This is a genomic window from Brevundimonas sp. FV1ye4L (assembly GCF_058681255.1).
This window is the reverse complement of the sequence record NZ_CM178734.1, coordinates 2484222-2500997: the sequence shown is the minus strand read 5'-3', so window position 1 is coordinate 2500997 and position 16776 is coordinate 2484222. Positions and strand designations below refer to the sequence as shown.

Annotated in this window: 14 protein-coding genes; 3 read left to right on the top strand and 11 right to left on the bottom strand. The window is 65.0% G+C overall.

Annotation, left to right across the window (positions count from 1 at the left end):
* The first annotated feature begins 127 nt into the window (after positions 1-127).
* Positions 128-2296, top strand: coding sequence for a TonB-dependent receptor domain-containing protein (locus ACW17X_RS12055; protein WP_492097674.1), 2169 nt, complete (start codon positions 128-130; stop codon positions 2294-2296).
* Between the two features lie 90 nt (positions 2297-2386).
* A complete protein-coding gene (locus ACW17X_RS12050; protein ID WP_492097672.1) occupies positions 2387-3541 on the top strand; it encodes a hypothetical protein in 1155 nt (384 codons plus the stop codon).
* Here the strand turns inward: ACW17X_RS12050 and ACW17X_RS12045 are convergent.
* The 8 genes from ACW17X_RS12045 to ACW17X_RS12010 all read right to left on the bottom strand — a co-directional run bounded on the left by ACW17X_RS12045 (position 3538) and on the right by ACW17X_RS12010 (position 13100).
* Positions 3538-5649 (bottom strand): phage terminase large subunit family protein, encoded by a 2112-nt coding sequence (locus tag ACW17X_RS12045; protein ID WP_492097670.1) that lies wholly within the window; start codon positions 5647-5649, stop codon positions 3538-3540. The genes ACW17X_RS12050 and ACW17X_RS12045 overlap by 4 nt on opposite strands.
* Positions 5650-5785: 136 nt before the next feature.
* Positions 5786-6943 (bottom strand): beta family protein, encoded by a 1158-nt coding sequence (locus tag ACW17X_RS12040; RefSeq protein WP_492097668.1) that lies wholly within the window; start codon positions 6941-6943, stop codon positions 5786-5788.
* Positions 6944-6949: 6 nt separating this feature from the next.
* Entirely contained in the window at positions 6950-8221 is a 1272-nt protein-coding gene (locus ACW17X_RS12035) for an XRE family transcriptional regulator (RefSeq protein WP_492097666.1), read from the bottom strand.
* Positions 8218-8673, bottom strand: a complete 456-nt coding sequence (locus ACW17X_RS12030; RefSeq protein WP_492097664.1) for a DUF6932 family protein — start codon at positions 8671-8673, stop codon at positions 8218-8220. The genes ACW17X_RS12035 and ACW17X_RS12030 overlap by 4 nt, the downstream gene beginning before the upstream one ends.
* Before the next feature lie 69 nt (positions 8674-8742).
* Positions 8743-11658 (bottom strand): DNA polymerase I, encoded by a 2916-nt coding sequence (polA, locus tag ACW17X_RS12025; protein WP_492097663.1) that lies wholly within the window; start codon positions 11656-11658, stop codon positions 8743-8745.
* A gap of 38 nt (positions 11659-11696) precedes the next feature.
* Positions 11697-12296 (bottom strand): DUF6655 family protein, encoded by a 600-nt coding sequence (locus ACW17X_RS12020; protein ID WP_492097661.1) that lies wholly within the window; start codon positions 12294-12296, stop codon positions 11697-11699.
* Positions 12297-12331: 35 nt separating this feature from the next.
* On the bottom strand, positions 12332-12772 hold the full coding sequence (locus tag ACW17X_RS12015) for a VOC family protein (protein WP_492097659.1): 441 nt from the start codon (positions 12770-12772) through the stop codon (positions 12332-12334).
* An 88-nt stretch (positions 12773-12860) separates the two neighbouring features.
* Positions 12861-13100 (bottom strand): zinc-finger domain-containing protein, encoded by a 240-nt coding sequence (locus ACW17X_RS12010; protein ID WP_271164909.1) that lies wholly within the window; start codon positions 13098-13100, stop codon positions 12861-12863.
* A 107-nt stretch (positions 13101-13207) separates the two neighbouring features.
* Between ACW17X_RS12010 and ACW17X_RS12005 the strand changes: the two genes are divergently transcribed.
* Entirely contained in the window at positions 13208-14182 is a 975-nt protein-coding gene (locus tag ACW17X_RS12005) for an ABC transporter ATP-binding protein (protein ID WP_492097657.1), read from the top strand.
* On the opposite strand, the gene ACW17X_RS12000 is transcribed toward ACW17X_RS12005, so the two are convergent.
* From ACW17X_RS12000 to ACW17X_RS11990, 3 genes are all read right to left on the bottom strand, one after another.
* Positions 14179-15060: an alpha/beta fold hydrolase gene (locus ACW17X_RS12000; RefSeq protein ID WP_492097655.1), complete on the bottom strand. Its 882-nt coding sequence runs from the start codon at positions 15058-15060 to the stop codon at positions 14179-14181. The two genes, ACW17X_RS12005 and ACW17X_RS12000, sit on opposite strands and share 4 nt — an antisense overlap.
* A 62-nt stretch (positions 15061-15122) precedes the next feature.
* Entirely contained in the window at positions 15123-15632 is a 510-nt protein-coding gene (locus tag ACW17X_RS11995) for a D-glycero-alpha-D-manno-heptose-1,7-bisphosphate 7-phosphatase (RefSeq protein WP_492097653.1), read from the bottom strand.
* Positions 15629-16717, bottom strand: coding sequence for an AGE family epimerase/isomerase (locus ACW17X_RS11990; protein WP_492097651.1), 1089 nt, complete (start codon positions 16715-16717; stop codon positions 15629-15631). The genes ACW17X_RS11995 and ACW17X_RS11990 overlap by 4 nt, the downstream gene beginning before the upstream one ends.
* Positions 16718-16776: the final 59 nt, after the last annotated feature.

Genomic DNA, 16776 nt, shown 5'->3' with positions numbered 1-16776 from the left:
GGCGCCAGCAGCCAGGCCTTTACAACAAGAGGCCTCGCGCCTTGCGACCCATCCGCACACCCCCCTTGGCCCCCATCGAGAATGATGTTGAGAGGCGCTCGCAAGATTAACCGGGGCAACGCCTGTGATGAGACCTTCGACCCGCAACCGCTTTCTGGCCGGCGCGGCCTGCGTGTTCAGCCTGACCTCCGGAACCGCCCTCGCCCAGGCTTCGGGGCAGACGGAACCCGCCGCGACCCTGGACGACATCGTCGTCACCGCCGCCGGTTTCGAACAGCGGATCGAACAGGCCCCCGCCTCCATCAGCGTCCTGTCGCGGTCCGAGCTGGAGCGCGAACGCTATCAGAGCCTGGCCGAGGCCCTGGCCAATGTCGAAGGCGTGGATGTGGGCGCCACGGCGGGCAAGACCGGCGGCCTGAACATCTCCATTCGCGGCATGCCGTCCGACTACACCCTGGTCCTGATCGACGGCCGTCGCCAGAACGCCGCCGGCTCCATCACCCCCAACGGCTTCGGCGAAACCTCCACCAGCTTCATCCCGCCCATGTCCTCCATCGAGCGGATCGAGGTGGTGCGCGGCCCGGTCTCCACCCTCTATGGCTCCGACGCCATGGGCGGGGTGGTCAATATCATCACCCGCAAGGTCGGGACGGTCTGGACCGGTTCGGTCACCGCCGACGCCACGGTTCAGGGCGACGACCAGTTCGGCAATCTGTACGGCTCCAACCTCTACGCCTCGGGCCCGCTGATCGAGGGCCTGCTGGGCGCCGCGCTGCGGGGCCGTTACCAGACCCGCGAAGCCTCCGAACTGACCTATGAGACCGACGCCGGCGGCAATGCGGTCGTCAGCACGCGCGGCCCCAGCCCGGTCGAGAACGAGATCTGGTCGCTGGGCGGCCGCCTGGCCCTGACGCCCCACCCCGACCACGACCTGATGCTGGACGTGGACGTGACCCGCCAGTGGTACGACAACTCGGCCGGTCAGCTGGGCACATTGGGCATTCAGGGCTACGCCTCCGACCTGGAGTTCAACCAGGAGGAATTTGTGCTGGCCCACAACTGGCGCCTGCCCTTCGGCGAGTTGCAGTCCACCCTGTCGCGCGGCGAACGTGAAACGGTCGGCCGCATCGTCCCGGCCGGCGTGCCCGGCGCCGGCGGTCCGCGCGAACTAACGGCGACCAACACCATTTTCGACACAAAACTGTTCTCGTCCTGGCGCAACCACACCTTCACCGTCGGCGGCCAGTACTGGGACGCCGAGATGATCGACGGGGTCGCCGTCGCCCCCTACGAACACCAGCAATGGGCCCTGTTCGCCGAGGACGAATGGCGGTTCACCGACACCCTGGCCCTGACCCTGGGCGCCCGTCACGACGACCACAGCCAGTTCGGCTCCCATTTCAGCCCGCGCGCCTATCTGGTGTGGAACGCGACGGCGAACTGGACCCTGAAGGGCGGCGTCAGCCAGGGCTTCAAGACCCCGCGCCTGGATCAGATCGTCGATGGGATCACCGGCTTCACCGGCCAGGGCACCCGTCCGACGGTCGGCACCCCGAGCCTGAAGCCCGAAACCAGCACCAGTTCGGAACTGGCCGTCTTCTATGACAACCGCTCGAACTTCCGCGCCAATCTGACCGTCTTCAACAACGCGTTCGAGGACAAGATCGCCACCGGCGTGGCGCTGAACAACTGCTCGTTCGGCCTGACCCAGACCCAGTATCAGGCCGGCGAACAGGCCCTGCCCGACTGCGCCGACTACGGCTTCTGGCCCCTGGTCGAGACCTTCGGCCAGACCGTCAACATCGACGAGGCGGTGACGCGCGGGGTCGAGGCCTCGTTCCGCTGGGGCTTCGCCCCCGACTGGTCGCTCACCGGAAACTACACCTACACCGACTCCGAGCAGAAGAGCGGCGCCGAGGCCGGTCGTCCGCTCAGCGACACGCCCGAACACATGCTGAACGCCGCCGTCCGCTGGACCGTCACCGACCAGCTGAACCTGTGGCTGCGCGGCGAATATCGCAGCGACCGCTATCGCTCCGAAGATTCATCGACCAGCCGGGCCAAGGCCACCTGGGGCGACTACCGCGCCTACGAGGTCTTCCACCTGGGCGGATCCTACGCCGTCAACGACCGCGTCACGATCAACGGCGCCGTCTACAACCTGCTGGATAAGGACTTCGTCAGCTACGGTTCCTACGTCAGCAATGTGAACACCGGCGCCGTCGCCTACACCAACCTCTACGCCAATAATCAGGAGCCCCGGCGCCTGTGGCTGTCGGTCACGGCGGCCTTCTGATCCTGATGAGCGGGGGCCGGTTCGCCGACCCCCGGTCTTTTTACGGCGAAGCTAAGCCATTGGTCACCATTGTTGGCGCAGGGTGCCGCCATGACTGATCGCGTCGTCCGCAACCTCGAGCATCTCAGAAGCTCGGCCTCCACCGCCCGGGTGCTGAACCTGCTGCGCGTGTGGGAGGAGAACGGCGACAGCCGGTCCGACGGCGCCGTGCGCAATCCCGACTGGGCCGCCCGCCCGATCTTCCGCACCTCCGCCCTGAACCGCAGCCTGATCATCAAGCACCGGCTGCGGCGCAACGAGATCGATCTCTTCCCCGGCCGCCGCCAGGTCGCCACCAAGATGGTCATCCCCATCGACGACGAGGATCTGAAGACCGGCGGCCGATACGCCTTCGTCAACCAGATCGGCTTCGAGCGGATGATGGCCGAGGCCTTCGGCCTCTCCGCCGGCCACCCGGACCTCGAGACCCTGCGCCTGATCGACCGGCTGCCGTCGCTGGATCCCTTCCTGCTGCGCGAGCAGCTGCGGCGCGGCGGTCTGGACCCGGCGCCCTGCTATTTCTCCATCAGCGACGGCGACCTGGCGCGGATGCAGAGCTTCGTCCACGCCGAGATCGAGCCCCTGGTCAGCCTCAGCCTGGGCGAGGACACCATCGCCGTGGCCTCGGACTCGGCGGCGCGGATGGCGGCCAAGATCCTGTCCAACAGCCCCGGCGACCAGCTGGAGGCCCTGCGCCTGACCCTGCGCCTGGCGCCGGAGCAGTATCAGGAGGGAGTCTTCTGCTGGAAGGGCTTCCTCTATTACAAATGGACCCTGTCCACCCTGCTGGGCGAGGTCGCCGCCGTGGCCGAGGCCGTGCGCACCTTCAAGCCCACCGGCAAGATCGACCGCGTCGCCCGCGAGCATCTGGACCGCAGCCGCGCCGTCCTGCGCGGCCGCATCATCCGCACCTGCGACGAGGTCAGCCGCACCCTGCGCATCTATGACGACGCCTACGCCCGCCTGACGCAAGAAGGCCGCCCCACCGCCTTCCGCGACTTCCTGCTGGACGCCCCCTCCATGTTCGCCAAGCTGGGCGACCAGCTGGGCGCCGTGCAGCATATCGTCAGCTACTGGCGCTTCCGCTTCCGCCCCGCCGCCCATCCCCCCGGCGTCGAGGAGCTGATGGACATCTTCATGGACTTCGAGACCGGCCTGCTGGGCCGCGGCGAACTGCCCGACGACATCGCCGTGATGGCGGCCTAGAGCGCCCGCACCCGAGGCCCCTCGCCCCGGCCGTCCAGCATCAGGTCGGTGACGGCCCAGACCAGGGCGTCGGCCCGGTCCCAATGCCCCGCCTCCGCACCCCCGCTCTCGGCCTCCTCGCCGCCCAGAGCCATCAGTTCCTCCTCCAGCGCCGCAAACGCGCCCGCATGCCGCACCCGCCCCTGTTCATACAGGGCCGCCACCGGCTCGGCCCGCGCCGCCTTGCCGCGCGAGGCCCGCACCGCCGTAAAGCCGACGCTGTCCCCATCCGCCCCGCACCCGGCCGCCTTCAGCACCGCCTCGACCATGTCCCCGCCCTGATTGACCTCGCCGACGATGCGGACCGCCCCGAACAGCCGCGCCGTCTCCATCGCCCGCTCGGCCCATTTCTGCGGCGACAGCCCCCGCATCGAGCGGTCGGCCAGCACCCAGGCAACGTCCCCGCGCCGCCCCACCGCCACGATGCCGCAGGCGTCCCCGCCGCGCGAACAGGTCGGGTCCAGCCCCACCACCACCCGCTCATAGACCGGCCGCCCGTCTACCGAGACCGGCGCCGCCCCCCGCGCCGCCGCCATCATCTCGGCGGTGAACAGCCCGCCCTCGGGCTCGACCACCAGGCCCTCCAGCTCCTGCGCCGCCCGCCGCGTCCCGCCGTACAGCCGCTCCAGCCCCTCCAGAAACCCCGGCGCCAGATGATCCCCATTGTCCCGCGTCGTCGCATGGGTGAGCGCACAGGATTCCTCGGCGCGGAGCGCCTTGAGCGCCCGTGTCGGGCGCGGCGTGGTCGTAACCACCAGCCGGGGGCTACCGCTCGCGACGCGGTCGCTCGCTCCTTGAGCCCCCACTCCTCCGTTATGCGCCGCGTCTGCATCGACGGCTGGGGAGTCCGGCTCCGGCAACCTCAACCTCAGCCCCATCCGCAGCAGGGCCAGCGTCTCCCCGCCGTTGCGCCAGGCGCAAAATTCGTCGGCCCAGGCGGCGGCGAACTGGGGGCCGCGCAGGCTGTCGGGGTCTTCGGCCGAGAAGACGAAGGCCTCGGCCCCGTTCGGAAACACCAGCCGCCGCCGCGACGGCTGATACTCCGGCCCCCGCCACTCCACCTCGCCATCCCCTCCGACGCCCGTCCAGCGCGGCAGGCTCATCACCCCCGACGGCCCGGCGATCATCACCTCGCGCACATCGTGCAAGGTCGGCCCGATCAGCGCCAGCCGCCCGCCCGCCCCCAGCCGCTCGGCCATGTCCGCGATCCACGACGCCCCCGCCAGAGTCTTGCCCGCCCCCCGCCCGCCCAGAAACAACCAGGTCGACCACGCCCCCTCCGGCGGTTGCTGCGCCTCCCGCAGCACCAACCCCCCAGCGCCCTGACCGCCCTCGAGCAAACCGGGGGTCTGGGGGCTCATGTAGCCCGAAGGGCGATAGCCCCCAGGCGTAATGCGGGTCTGGGGTCTCAAGCAGCCCGAAGGGCGGTAGCCCCCAGGAATAGAAGCGCCCGCAGGGCGCGTCCGTTTCAGCTCCTGTTCGATCACCCGCTCGACCTGTTCCTTGGCCAGGGCGATCCGCCCCATCACCCCGAACTGACCCTCGCGGCCCGCCTGCTGCATCCGCTCCCAGAACTCGGCCCGCGTCGCCACCAGATCGGCCGGATCGATGGCCACGCCCCAGATCGCCGCCGCCGCCTCCGGCTCAGGCCGCCGGTTTCCGGGCGGCGGCTCGCCTGCGGCCCGCGCCTTCTGCCCCTTCTGGAACCCCAGTTTCCTCGCCATCTCCGCCACGGTCGAGCCCCTGATCGGAAACCGCGCCTCGATATCGGCATAGGTCGCCCCCCGCTCCAGCAGGGCGCAGACCTCGCGCCATTGCCCCGCCGTCAGGTTGCTTTTGGGATGCCGCCAATCGTCCGGCCGCTCGAGGACCGGGATCGACCGCCGCGCCGGATGATCAGCCGGCAGGTCGCCGATCCGCATCCCCAGCCGTTTGGCGTTCGCCGTCCAGGTGTCGTGCGACACCCCCGCCTCGGCCCGCAACGCCTTCGCCGCCTCGCCCCCATGCCACCGCCCGAACCAGACCCGCCAGGCCGCGTCATCCATCCGACTGTTGAAATGCTTCCCCATGCGGAAAAGCCTAAGCCCGCCCGCACCTCAGGCGCGCAAATCGCAGCTCATTTTACCTAGACACTTGCTTTCACAGACGTTTTTACGAGAAATTATGATACCTCGACGGCTTTAGGTTTCCTATTCCGCCGACACGCTAGCCCATTTCTAAGAGATCCAGCTGATGGCTCATTGCCTCGTCCACGGGAACGACCTCCTCTGCCGGAAGGCCGACCAGAGTTCTCAAAGAGCGGATGCTTTGAGTTAAGTGATGGTCTGTAGCAGCCCAGCGCCATGTCGAGGCGTTCCCAGTGGATTTCTGGATCGTCCCCAACTGGTGGAAGTAATCATCCCCAAGACTGAAATTGGCTCCAAAAAACTTTTCATGGCCTATCAGCATCTCCGCAACCGGATATATCGCTTGATATCCATTTGGCTTTTTTGTCGACTTTCCCTTAAATATGAAAAGATAATCTTCTGTACTATATCGGCATTGAGCTACCGGGCTGATCCGGCCAACTGCCCCAGGAGCAGGGTTTTCTAATCCATAGTCACCGAAAATCGGCACCCTTAACAAGGGCAGCGTTCTTAAGCGCTTATAGAATTCCCACTCCGCTCTCTTAAACGCTCCTATGCTCCCAGCACTAATCTTGGGAGATTTGGGAAAGCTGGTCATCGCCACAGCGATGTGAAGCCAATCGTGCAAGTATGGAAGATTGTTTAGGCGTTCAGCAACATTCTTCGCAAAAGCCTCAATATCATGAGGCTCGAAAGCACCAAAATCTACAACCAAGAAACAACGATCCGCAGTAATACCGAGCTCAAACATAAGCAACCTGACATCTCGCACCAAACCAGCAAAATCATCAAACGTTGCTGCGGCATTCAAACGAATCCCGATTGGTTTGTCAGGGTTGAACTGCGCGAATCTTCTAACAGCCTCTTGGTACTCAATCGACCTACCGGGGCCTGTAACCGGGTAGGCCATACCTTCCGCCAGCCTAGCGCGCTCCAGCAACTCTGTTAGAGGATGCACAGATAATCCGGCCCGATGGCGTTCATCATCGACCTGGACGGCGTCGATGAAAACTCCGCGTTTGCCACAAGCCTTTTCTAGGCGAGATCCAAACTGTTTCAGATACTCTGTAGGTTCGAGAACCGCCTTCAACTCATGATCGTAGTCGCCCGCCGGGGGTATATCAAAGAGGACGGCAAGGTCAGAGCGTGAACCGCGAAAGGTGCCCAGACTCCTGATTTCACCCTGCTTCCACTTGAGCACGGCGAGATAAAGAGAACTGCGAACCAAGCGTTTCATAGCCGCCTATCCTAGCTGATCCAACAACAACCGCCCAACCTCCTTGCCCCCTACAAGGTCGTTAAAGAGCCTATAGTCTTTACGTTCATGACGGATTCGTCCAGCTACAATTGATGGCGATATCCCCAATTTATCCGCGAATGCAGTTACCTGTTCCTTTGATTTGGTAAACCTCACAAAAGACGACTTCCAAATTTCGTCCGATATCAGGGCGTTAAGCGCGAACTCGTCAGCTTCGATTTCCAGATCATCCACGCTAGGGGCCATCTCATCGTCAAAAAACCCTTCTGAAAGGCCTCGATCACGATGACACACTACGTGCGCTAGCTCATGCATCAAGACGAACCAAAAGTTATCTAGCCTGTCATGCCGAATAGTCAGCCCTATTACCGGAATTTTATTATCAAGAAGCATAGCCGCACCGTCTAAATGCGTACCTGTCAAATGACGCTCAACGACAACAGCAACACCCCTGCCTTCAAGGGCCCGTATTGCCAATAGGGGGCCATCAGGCGCGGCGCTTAAATTCACCAGATCTCTGATAAATATAGCATCAATAGTCTGATTTACATTCCTTGGGGTTTTTCTTCGCGCCTTTTGAAGGACACGCGCTTTCCACGCTGACACAGCGTAGGGGTTTACCTTGCCCCCCAACCGAACTCGTTGCCGGTGAAGCGCTGCCGTCGATGATCCAGCAGAAGCAGCGCGCATAAAATATTCCGCCAAAGCCAAATCAGTCTTGGGCACATCGCTGGGAACTCGCAGATCATTGAACCAGCCACGTTTTTTCATCTCCCGTACCGGGAGAAGACGTGGGTCAAAATCATCCAGTTCAAAATCGATCTTGCTGGACAGCTTCAATTCCACCGACGTGTCAGCTTCGAGTGCCTGAGCTACTTCCTGGATTCGAGACAGACTTGCAGATTGATATCGCTCCTGCTCGTACCTTTGTACTTGCTGCTCTTTGATGTTCAGCCTGATTGAAAGCTCTTTTTGGGTTAGCCCTAACGCTAGTCGAGCCTCGATCAGCGCCACACCTAGACCTGAGATATCCTTGGAATGTAGGGCGTCGATCCTCCCCTCGCGAAGAGCGAGATAGCGCTCAACATCCCTCGACATACGACCCCGCTCAGATTCCAGTGAACGGCGCTGCGCGGCAATAATTATGGGATCAATCCCACTCCTTACGAGAGATATCTCATCAAAATTTGATAGATCTCTATCGACCTCTTCCAGTCGATCGACCGTGATTTTGTACTGTTTTTGATTGGCGATCACTGGTGGATACCCCGAAGCTTAATTCTCAAAATTCCTTTTTCCGACCCTGTAAACTTATCCGTGCGAAATGAGCGCTTTATACTTTCAGATGGGCCACCGAATTCTTCGGCTATGAACATTTCGCCGCGATATTTCCATTTCTGAGCAGCTTGCTCATTCTCGAAATCTAAAAAAATTGGATCCAGTAGAGATGGAATGACGCCTGCCGGATCCCAGTAGCCGTCGAAATCTCCCGGCTCTTCCTTATCGGTTACAAAACTCCCGTCGAGAAACATCGTGCCGCATCCGGCGGCACGAAGAGCCTTGGCGGCCTCATGCAACCCCTCAAACAGCCAACGCCGCCGATCGTTTGTGGCATATCGATCTTCCACCTCCGCCAACGTCGCGCTGTGAACGCCAGGAGGCAGGACGGCGTAGGGCGCACCAGGTAGTCTAACCAGAGCAGGAATCATGACACAACATTATCGTTGTGTCGATTCTTGGCAAGCAGCGTTATTCAATCAGCAGTGAGAACGCTACACCTAATGCGCGGCATCCCAGTTCGCCGCCGCTCGCGCCTCCACCACCAGCGGCACGGTCAAGGCGACGGCGGGGTCTGAGGCGGTTTCCATGACGCGTTTGATGACGGTGATGGCGCGGTCGGCCTCGGCCTCGGGGGTTTCGAAGACCAGTTCGTCGTGGACCTGCAGCAGCATGCGGGTGTTCAGCCCGGCCTCGGCCAGGGCTGTGGGCATGCGGATCATGGCGCGGCGGATGATGTCGGCGGCGGCGCCCTGGATCGGGGCGTTGATGGCGGCGCGCTCGCCGAACTGGCGTTCGGCGCCCGATTTGGAGTGGATGGCGGGGATGTGGATGCGGCGGCCGAAGACGGTGGAGACGAAGCCGGCCTGGCGGACCTCGGCCTTGGTCTTGTCCATGTAAGTGCGAATGCCGGGGAAGCGGTCGAAATAGGTCTTGATATATGCGCCGGCCTCGCCCTGATCGATGCCCAGCTGGGCGGCCAGGCCAAAGGCGCTGATGCCGTAGACGATGCCGAAATTGATGGCCTTGGCGCGGCGGCGGGTTTCGGAGGGCATGCCCTCGACGGGGACGCCGAACATTTCGCTGGCGGTGGCGGCGTGGATGTCGAGCCCGGCCTTGAAGGCGCGTTTCAGCTCGGGGATGTCGCCGATATGGGCCAGCAGGCGCAGTTCGATCTGGCTGTAGTCGGCGCTGATCAGCAGATGGCCGGGGGCGGCGATGAAGGCCTGGCGGATTTCGCGGCCGGTCTCGGTGCGGATCGGGATATTTTGAAGATTCGGATCCGAGCTGGCCAGGCGGCCGGTGGTGGCGGCGGCCAGCTGGTAGCTGGTGTGGACGCGGTCGGTGGCGGGGTCGGCGGCGGCGGTCAGGGCGTCGGTGTAGGTGCCCTTCAGCTTGGACAGCTGGCGCCAGTCCAGCAGGACGCGGGGCAGGGCGTGGGTGTGGGCCAGGTCTTCCAGCACGCTGGCGTCGGTGCCCCATTGGCCGGAGGCGGTCTTCTTGCCGCCGGGCAGGTTCAGCTCGCCGAACAGGATTTCGCCGATCTGGCGGGGGGAGCCGATGTTGAAGGGGCGGCCGGCGATCTCGTGGGCCTGGGCCTCCAGCTCGGCCATGCGCAGGCCGAACTCGCTGGACAGGCGTTTCAGGCGGGCGGGGTCGACGCGGACGCCGGCGGTCTCCATCTCGGCCAGGACGGCGGGCAGGGGGCGTTCCAGGGTCTCATAGACGGTGGACAGGCCCTCGCGCGCCAGCCGGGGCTTGAGGATGCGCCACAGACGCAGGGTGACGTCGGCGTCTTCGGCGGCGTACTGGGTGGCGGGTTTCAGGGCGACGTGTTTGAACGACTTCTGGCTCTTGCCCGTTCCGGCCACGCTCTTGAACGGCACGGGGTCGTGCCCCAGATGAAGCCGCGCCAGCTCGTCCATCCCGTGCCCGTGGAGCCCGCCCTCGAGCACATAGGAGATCAGCATGGTGTCGTCATAGGGGGCGACCCGGATCCCCCGCCGCGCCATTACCGCCAGATCATACTTGGCATTCTGCAGAATTTTCAACACACTAGGGTCTTCAAGCAACCCCTTCAGCTTCGCCAAGGCCTTGGCCTTGTCCAGCTGCTGGATCGGCTCCCGCGCCTCCCCCGGCTCCCCGAACAGCCCGCCCTCGCCCGCCTGGGGCTCATGCTCATGCGTCAGCGGGATGTAACACGCCTCATTCGGCCCCACCGCCAGCGACACCCCGCACAGCCCCGCATGCGTCGCCGACAGCGACGACGTTTCTGTGTCAAAGCCGACCGTCCCCGCCTCGACCGCCCTAGCGATCCAGCGATCCAGCGCCTCCTCGGTCTGCACGCATTCGTAGGCCTCGAGGTCGAAGCTTTGGGCTTCGGCCGGGCCTTCCACCACCTGGCCGTAGCGGGGCGTGGCGACCGGGGCGCTCAGGTTCGGCGCGCGCTTGGGGGCGAAGGCCGAGATCTCGCTGGGTCCCGCCTTGCCGTCGCCGACGCGGCGTTGCAGCGACCGGAACTCCATCTTGCCGAGAAAGGCCGACAGGGTCTCGGGATCGGGATCGCGCACGGCGAAATCGTCGATCAGCTCCGGCGCCGGGGCGTCGCAGGTCAGGCGGACCAGCTCGCGCGACAGACGGATCTGGTCTGCGAAGGCGATCAGGGTCTCGCGGCGCTTGGGCTGTTTGATCTCGCCGGCGCGCGCCAACAGGGTGTCCAGATCGCCGTATTCGTCCAGCAGCTGGGCCGCCGTCTTGGGGCCGATGCCGGGGGCGCCGGGGACGTTGTCGACGCTGTCGCCGATCAAAGCCTGAAGATCGACCATCTTCTCAGGACCGACGCCGAACTTCTCGAACACCTCGGGCTCGGCCAGACGCCGGTCCTTCATCGGGTCCCACATGACGACGCCGCCGCCGATCAGCTGCATCAGGTCCTTGTCTGAGCTAACGATCACCGCCTCGCCGCCGGCGTCGCGGGCCTTGCAGGCGTAGGTGGCGATCAGGTCGTCGGCCTCGTAGCCGGCCAGTTCGACGCAGTGCACGCCGAAGGCCGCCGTGGCCTCGCGCACCAGAGGAAATTGCGGGACCAGGTCCTCGGGCGCCGGCGGACGATGCGCCTTGTACTGGTCGTAAAGGGTGTTGCGGAACGTCTTTTCAGAATGGTCGAAGATGGCGACCAGATGGGTGGGGCCGTCGGCGCCCTTCATGTCCTTCAGCAGCTTCCACAACATGTTGCAGTAGCCCTGGACCGCACCCACGGGCAGGCCGTCGGACTTGCGAGTCAGGGGCGGCAGGGCGTGATAGGCGCGGAAGATGTAGGCCGAGGCGTCGATCATCCACAGCCGCAGGGCGGGGCCGTCCTGGGTGAGGGGGCGGTCGTGTTCGGGGGCGGTCTCGGAAGCAGCGGCGTCGGTCATGGGCGGAACATAGGCGGCCGAGCCCGCCGCGTCAGCCGTTAGAATTCGGTCCAGCTGGATCCAGGATTAAGCTGGCCCGGTTGCGCCTGTTGCTGACCCCAGGTGACGATCATGAGCAGCTTGTGGCTCCGGATCCGATACTGGCCGATCATCGGCAGAACGGCGCCCAAGGGCGCGCCGGTCTTCGCCTCGTAAAGAAAGCCGGAAAACTCGGCGACGCCTGCGCGGTCGCGATTGCTGTAGACCGACAGCTCCGGCAGCGAGACGACGTTCAAATTCTCGTTGATCGGAATCCGCATTTCCGGAATGCCGACGACTCGCCGCATCTGCTCCAGCGACAAGGCGCCCGTGCGGACTTCAAACACGGCGTCGGCTTCATCTCTGGTGCGAGTCAGCCGATAGCCGGCGTCGGACAGGGCCGCCCGGATCGCGCTGATGGCGTACCGGGCATTATCGGCCTGGAAATAGGTTTCGTCGACGAAGATCGTCGTGCCCGTCGGCAGGGGCAGGGAGAGGCCTTCGACGGCCTTGTCCGCCGCTCGTGTAAGCAGAAGCTGCTCGGTTGCGGTCCGGCCGATGTTCGATTCCGTGGTGGAGGCGCAGGCCGACGCGAGCAGAACCGCAGTCAGAAGGGCCACGGCTGAACCGAAACGCGTCGCGTCGCTCCTCCTCATCACCAGCTTCCCGTGTTGGGCATGGAGGCCCAGGGTTCGGCCGGCGCCAGCGGCGAGCCTTCCTGCAACAGCTCGATCGAAATCCCGTCCGGTGACCGGACAAAGGCCATATTGCCGTCGCGCGGGGGACGATTGATCACCACCCCGCCGTCCATCAACCTCTGGCAGGCGGCGTAGATGTCGTCGACCTTATAGGCCAGGTGGCCGAAGTTGCGGCCGCCCTGATATTCTTCGGGATCCCAGTTGAAGGTCAGTTCGACCTCGGGGCAGCGTTCCGCCGCCGACTGTTCCAAGTTTTTGGGCGCAGCGAGGAAGACCAGGGTGAACCGCCCGGCCTCGTTGTCCACCCGGCGGACCTCTTGCAGGCCCAGCAGGTCGCAATAGAAGTGCAGCGAGGCGTCGAGGTCCTGAACCCGGACCATGGTGTGCAGATAGCGCAAGAGTGTCTGTCTCCGTCCGGGGGAGTGGCGGGTCAGCGCCTTCTATAATCGCCCAACGTCCAAACCGCGACTCGGCTTGGGCGCAGGTTCAGTGAGCCTCAGGCGCGCGGGCGGCCGGGCTCAGATATTCACTCTCATCGTGCGGATGAGCCGACAGGACGAAGCGACGGTCGCAATAGCCGCACTCGATAAAGTCGTCCTCGCCCATATCCATATAGACCAGCGGATGGCCCAGAGCGCCGCCGCCGCCGTCGCAGGCGACGCGTTTGGTCGAGACAATGACCTCTTCGGGCGGAGGAATGATCGCGTCGGGATGGCGGGGCGGCATTGTTCAACTCGTGGACTTGGCGAGGAGGCGTCGGGCGCATACCTATGCGGCCCGTCCGGCGGCGTCAAACCGCCGCATGACCCGATGTCTCGACCAAAGCGCCCCAAATGACCGATGCGACGATCCTGCCTGACAACGCCATCGAGGTGCGCGGGCTGAAGAAGACTTACGCTGGCTCCAAGAAGGCCGCGCCCAAGACGGCCCTGCGCGGGGTCGATCTGGTCATTCCGCGCGGTTCGGTGTTCGGCCTTCTGGGGCCCAACGGTGCCGGAAAGTCCACACTGATCAATATTCTGGCCGGGGTGGTGAAGAAGTCGGAAGGCACGGTGACCATCTGGGGCCGCGACATCGACAAGGAGCCGCGCGACGCCGCTGCGGCCCTGGGCGTCGTCCCGCAGGAGATCGTCGCCGACGTCTTCTTCACCCCGCGCGAGTCGCTGGAGGTCCAGGCCGGCTTCTACGGCGTGCCGAAGAATGAGCGCCGCTCGGACGAGCTGCTGGCGGCGCTCGGTCTATCGGACAAGGCCAACGCCTATGTCCGCGCCCTGTCCGGCGGCATGAAACGCCGCCTGATGGTGGCCAAGGCCCTGGTTCACAATCCGCCCATCCTGATCCTGGACGAGCCGACCGCCGGGGTGGACGTCGAGTTGCGCCGTCAGCTGTGGGCCTATGTCCGCCAGATCAACGCGGAGGGCGTGACCATCGTCCTGACCACCCACTATCTGGAAGAAGCGCAGGAGCTCTGCGACACTATCGCCATCGTCAACCGGGGCCAGGTGGTGGCCTGCGAGCCGACGCCGCAACTGCTGCGCCGCCTGGACAGCCGCAATGTGGTCGTCACGCCCGACGTCCCGCTGGACACGGCGCCCGCCCTGCCCGGCTTCGTCGTCACCGCCCGCCCGAACGGCGCCTTCGCGGTGGCCTACAAGAAGGGGCAGTCGTCGGTGGAACAGGTCATCGCCGCCGTACGCAAGGCCGGGATCACCATCGCTGACATCACCACCGAGGACCCGGACCTGGAGGACGTCTTCCTGGCCCTGACCTACGGGGACGCGAGCCAGGTCGATCCGACCAAGGACTAGCCGATCTCCGCCAGGAACTCGAAGATCGCGGCCTTCGCCTCAGCCTCGTCCAGCATAGGGGCGTGCCCCACGCCGGGAACCTCGACATAGGCCATGGCCGGCGCGGCCTTGCGCATCTTCTCGGCGATCGCGGGACTCAACAGGTCCGACGCCCCCCCGCGCACCAGCAGGGTGGGCTTGGTCTTCGCCAGCCGCCGGAACATGGGCCACAGGTTGGGAACCAGGGCCTTGGCCCCCGCCGCCCGGATCGGCACGGAAATATCGGGATCATAGTCCAGCCCGATCTCGCCGTCCGGCTGCTGGCGGAAGATGCGGCGGGCGAAGGCGTCCCAGTCCGCATCCGAATAATGGGGGAAGGCGACCGCGTTGATCCGCTTCGCATAGGCCGCCGCGTCGGCCCAGGAGCCGATCTCGACCGGCTGACCGCTGTAGGCGGCGATACGCGCCAGACCTTCCGGCGCCACCTCGGGCCCGATGTCGTTCAGGATGGCGGCCACAACGGCCTTAGGCCGCAGCGCCGTCAATGCCATGGTGATCAGCCCCCCCATCGAGGTGCCGACGAAGACGGCGCGGTCGATGGCCGCCTGCTCCATCAAGGCCAGAACATCCGCCGCATAGACGTCGGGTCGATAGGTCATCGGATCGGGTGCGCGATCCGACAGGCCGCGCCCGCGCACGTCGACCGCCAGCACGCGCCGACCGCTCTGGGCCAGAAGCGGCGCCAGGGCCCCGAAGTCGGCGCTGTTACGGGTCAGGCCATGGATGGCGATGATCGGGGGGCGGGCGACGCCGGGCCCCGGCGCATAGTCGCGCGCGAACAGGTCCAGGCCGTCCGATGATTTCCAGCGACGTTCGGCATAGGCGGCGACGGGGTTCACGGGGGCGCTCCTTCAACCAAGAAGGAACAGCGTAATTCACCGCGCAAGGAATTGCGATGGCGTCAGGCGCCGATCAGTTCGCGCACGAAGACATCCAGATTGCCGCCCTGGAACAGAAAACCCGACACCCCAGCCCGTTTGGCCGCCTCGATATCGCGCGGCTGATCGCCGATCATGAAGGACCGGGCCGGGTCGATGTCGTGATCCGCGATGGCCCGTAAAAGCATGCCCGGATTGGGCTTGCGGTCAGGATGCTCAGGATGGCGATAGCGTTCGTCCTGAGCCTCTGGATGGAAGGGGCAGGCGTAGACCGCATTGATCACCGCCCCCTCCTGCGCCAGCCGTTTGACCAGCAGGCTGTTGAAGGCGTGCATCTGATCCTCGCCGAACATGCCGCGCGCCACGCCCGACTGATTGGTGACGATCACCGTCAGATAGCCCAGCAGATTCAACCGCCGTACCGCCGCGCCCACACCGGGCAGCAGCTTCAGATGTTCAGGGAGGTGCGGATAGCCGGAATCCTCGATCAGGACCCCGTCGCGGTCCAGGAAAACGGCGGGCAGGCCGGTCATGCGTCGCGTCTCAGCAGCTCGGTGAAGGCCGTCATAAGATGGTAGAGGCTCGAAGCGGGCACAGCCTTGTCGGGCGAAACGCCGTCGGCGTCATAGGAATCCACCCACAGGCCGGGAACGGCGGTGGCCAGATGGGTGTCGAAGGTCGCGGCGATCAGGTCGACGGCTTGATGGTCGCCGAACACCAGAGCCGAACGGATCGCCTCGGTCTGGCACCACAGGCGGCGTCCGGCGTCGACCGGCGCGCCCTGCGCATCGACTTCGCGGATCATGAAACCGGCCTTCAGTCCCTCGGCGGCGCCGCGACGGTGCAGGGCCTCGGCGGCTTCGGCGGAATCCAGACCCGCGGCCTTGGCCTGAAGCAGCAGCCACGACCACTCCTCCAGATGGCCCGGCTCGACGATATGGCCGGTCTGCGGGTCCGGAGCCCAGTCTTCGGTGAAATACTCACGGATGGCGCCGTCGATCAGGAAACGAGTCCGGCACAGGTCCAGCGCTGCCCGCGCCGCCGCCTCGAACGCCGGATCCGGCGCCGTCGCCTGCCAGGCCAGCATGGCCTCGAGCAGGTGCATATGCGGGTTCTGGCGTCGCGGCAGGCGGGGCGGCAGGGCCTCGTGCCAGCCGCCGTGCGGCGCGGTCATTCGCGCATTGATTTGGGCCAGGGTCTTCAGCGCCAGCGGCCGGGCGCGTTCGTCGCCCAGCACACGGTGCGCCGCCGCCAGGGAAAACATGACGAAGGCCAGGTCATAAAGGTCCGGCGTCTCATCCAGCACGCCGCCGGCGTCGTCGGTGGCCGCGACCCACAGGCCGTCGTCACGGCGGCAGGTGGCGATCATGCCGTCCAGACCGGCCCGCGCAATCGCCCGGCCCGCGTCCCAGCCCAGGTCGGCGGCCTCGCAGAAAACATAGATCTGGCGCGCCTGAACCCGCGTGCGGCGGCGCGCGCCCGTCACGGGCTGTCCGTCGAAATCCAGCAGTTCGAAGAAGCGCCCGTCGGCGTCCACCCCGCGCGAGGCCCACAAGGGAAGGGCGTGATCGAACAGCCAGGTCGAGACCCGGTTCTTTGCATCTGAGAGCGTCATCATGGCGGTGGCTTAAGGTGCATCCGGCGCGGCGCCAAGCGGCCACGGTTGCAAAGGGCAAC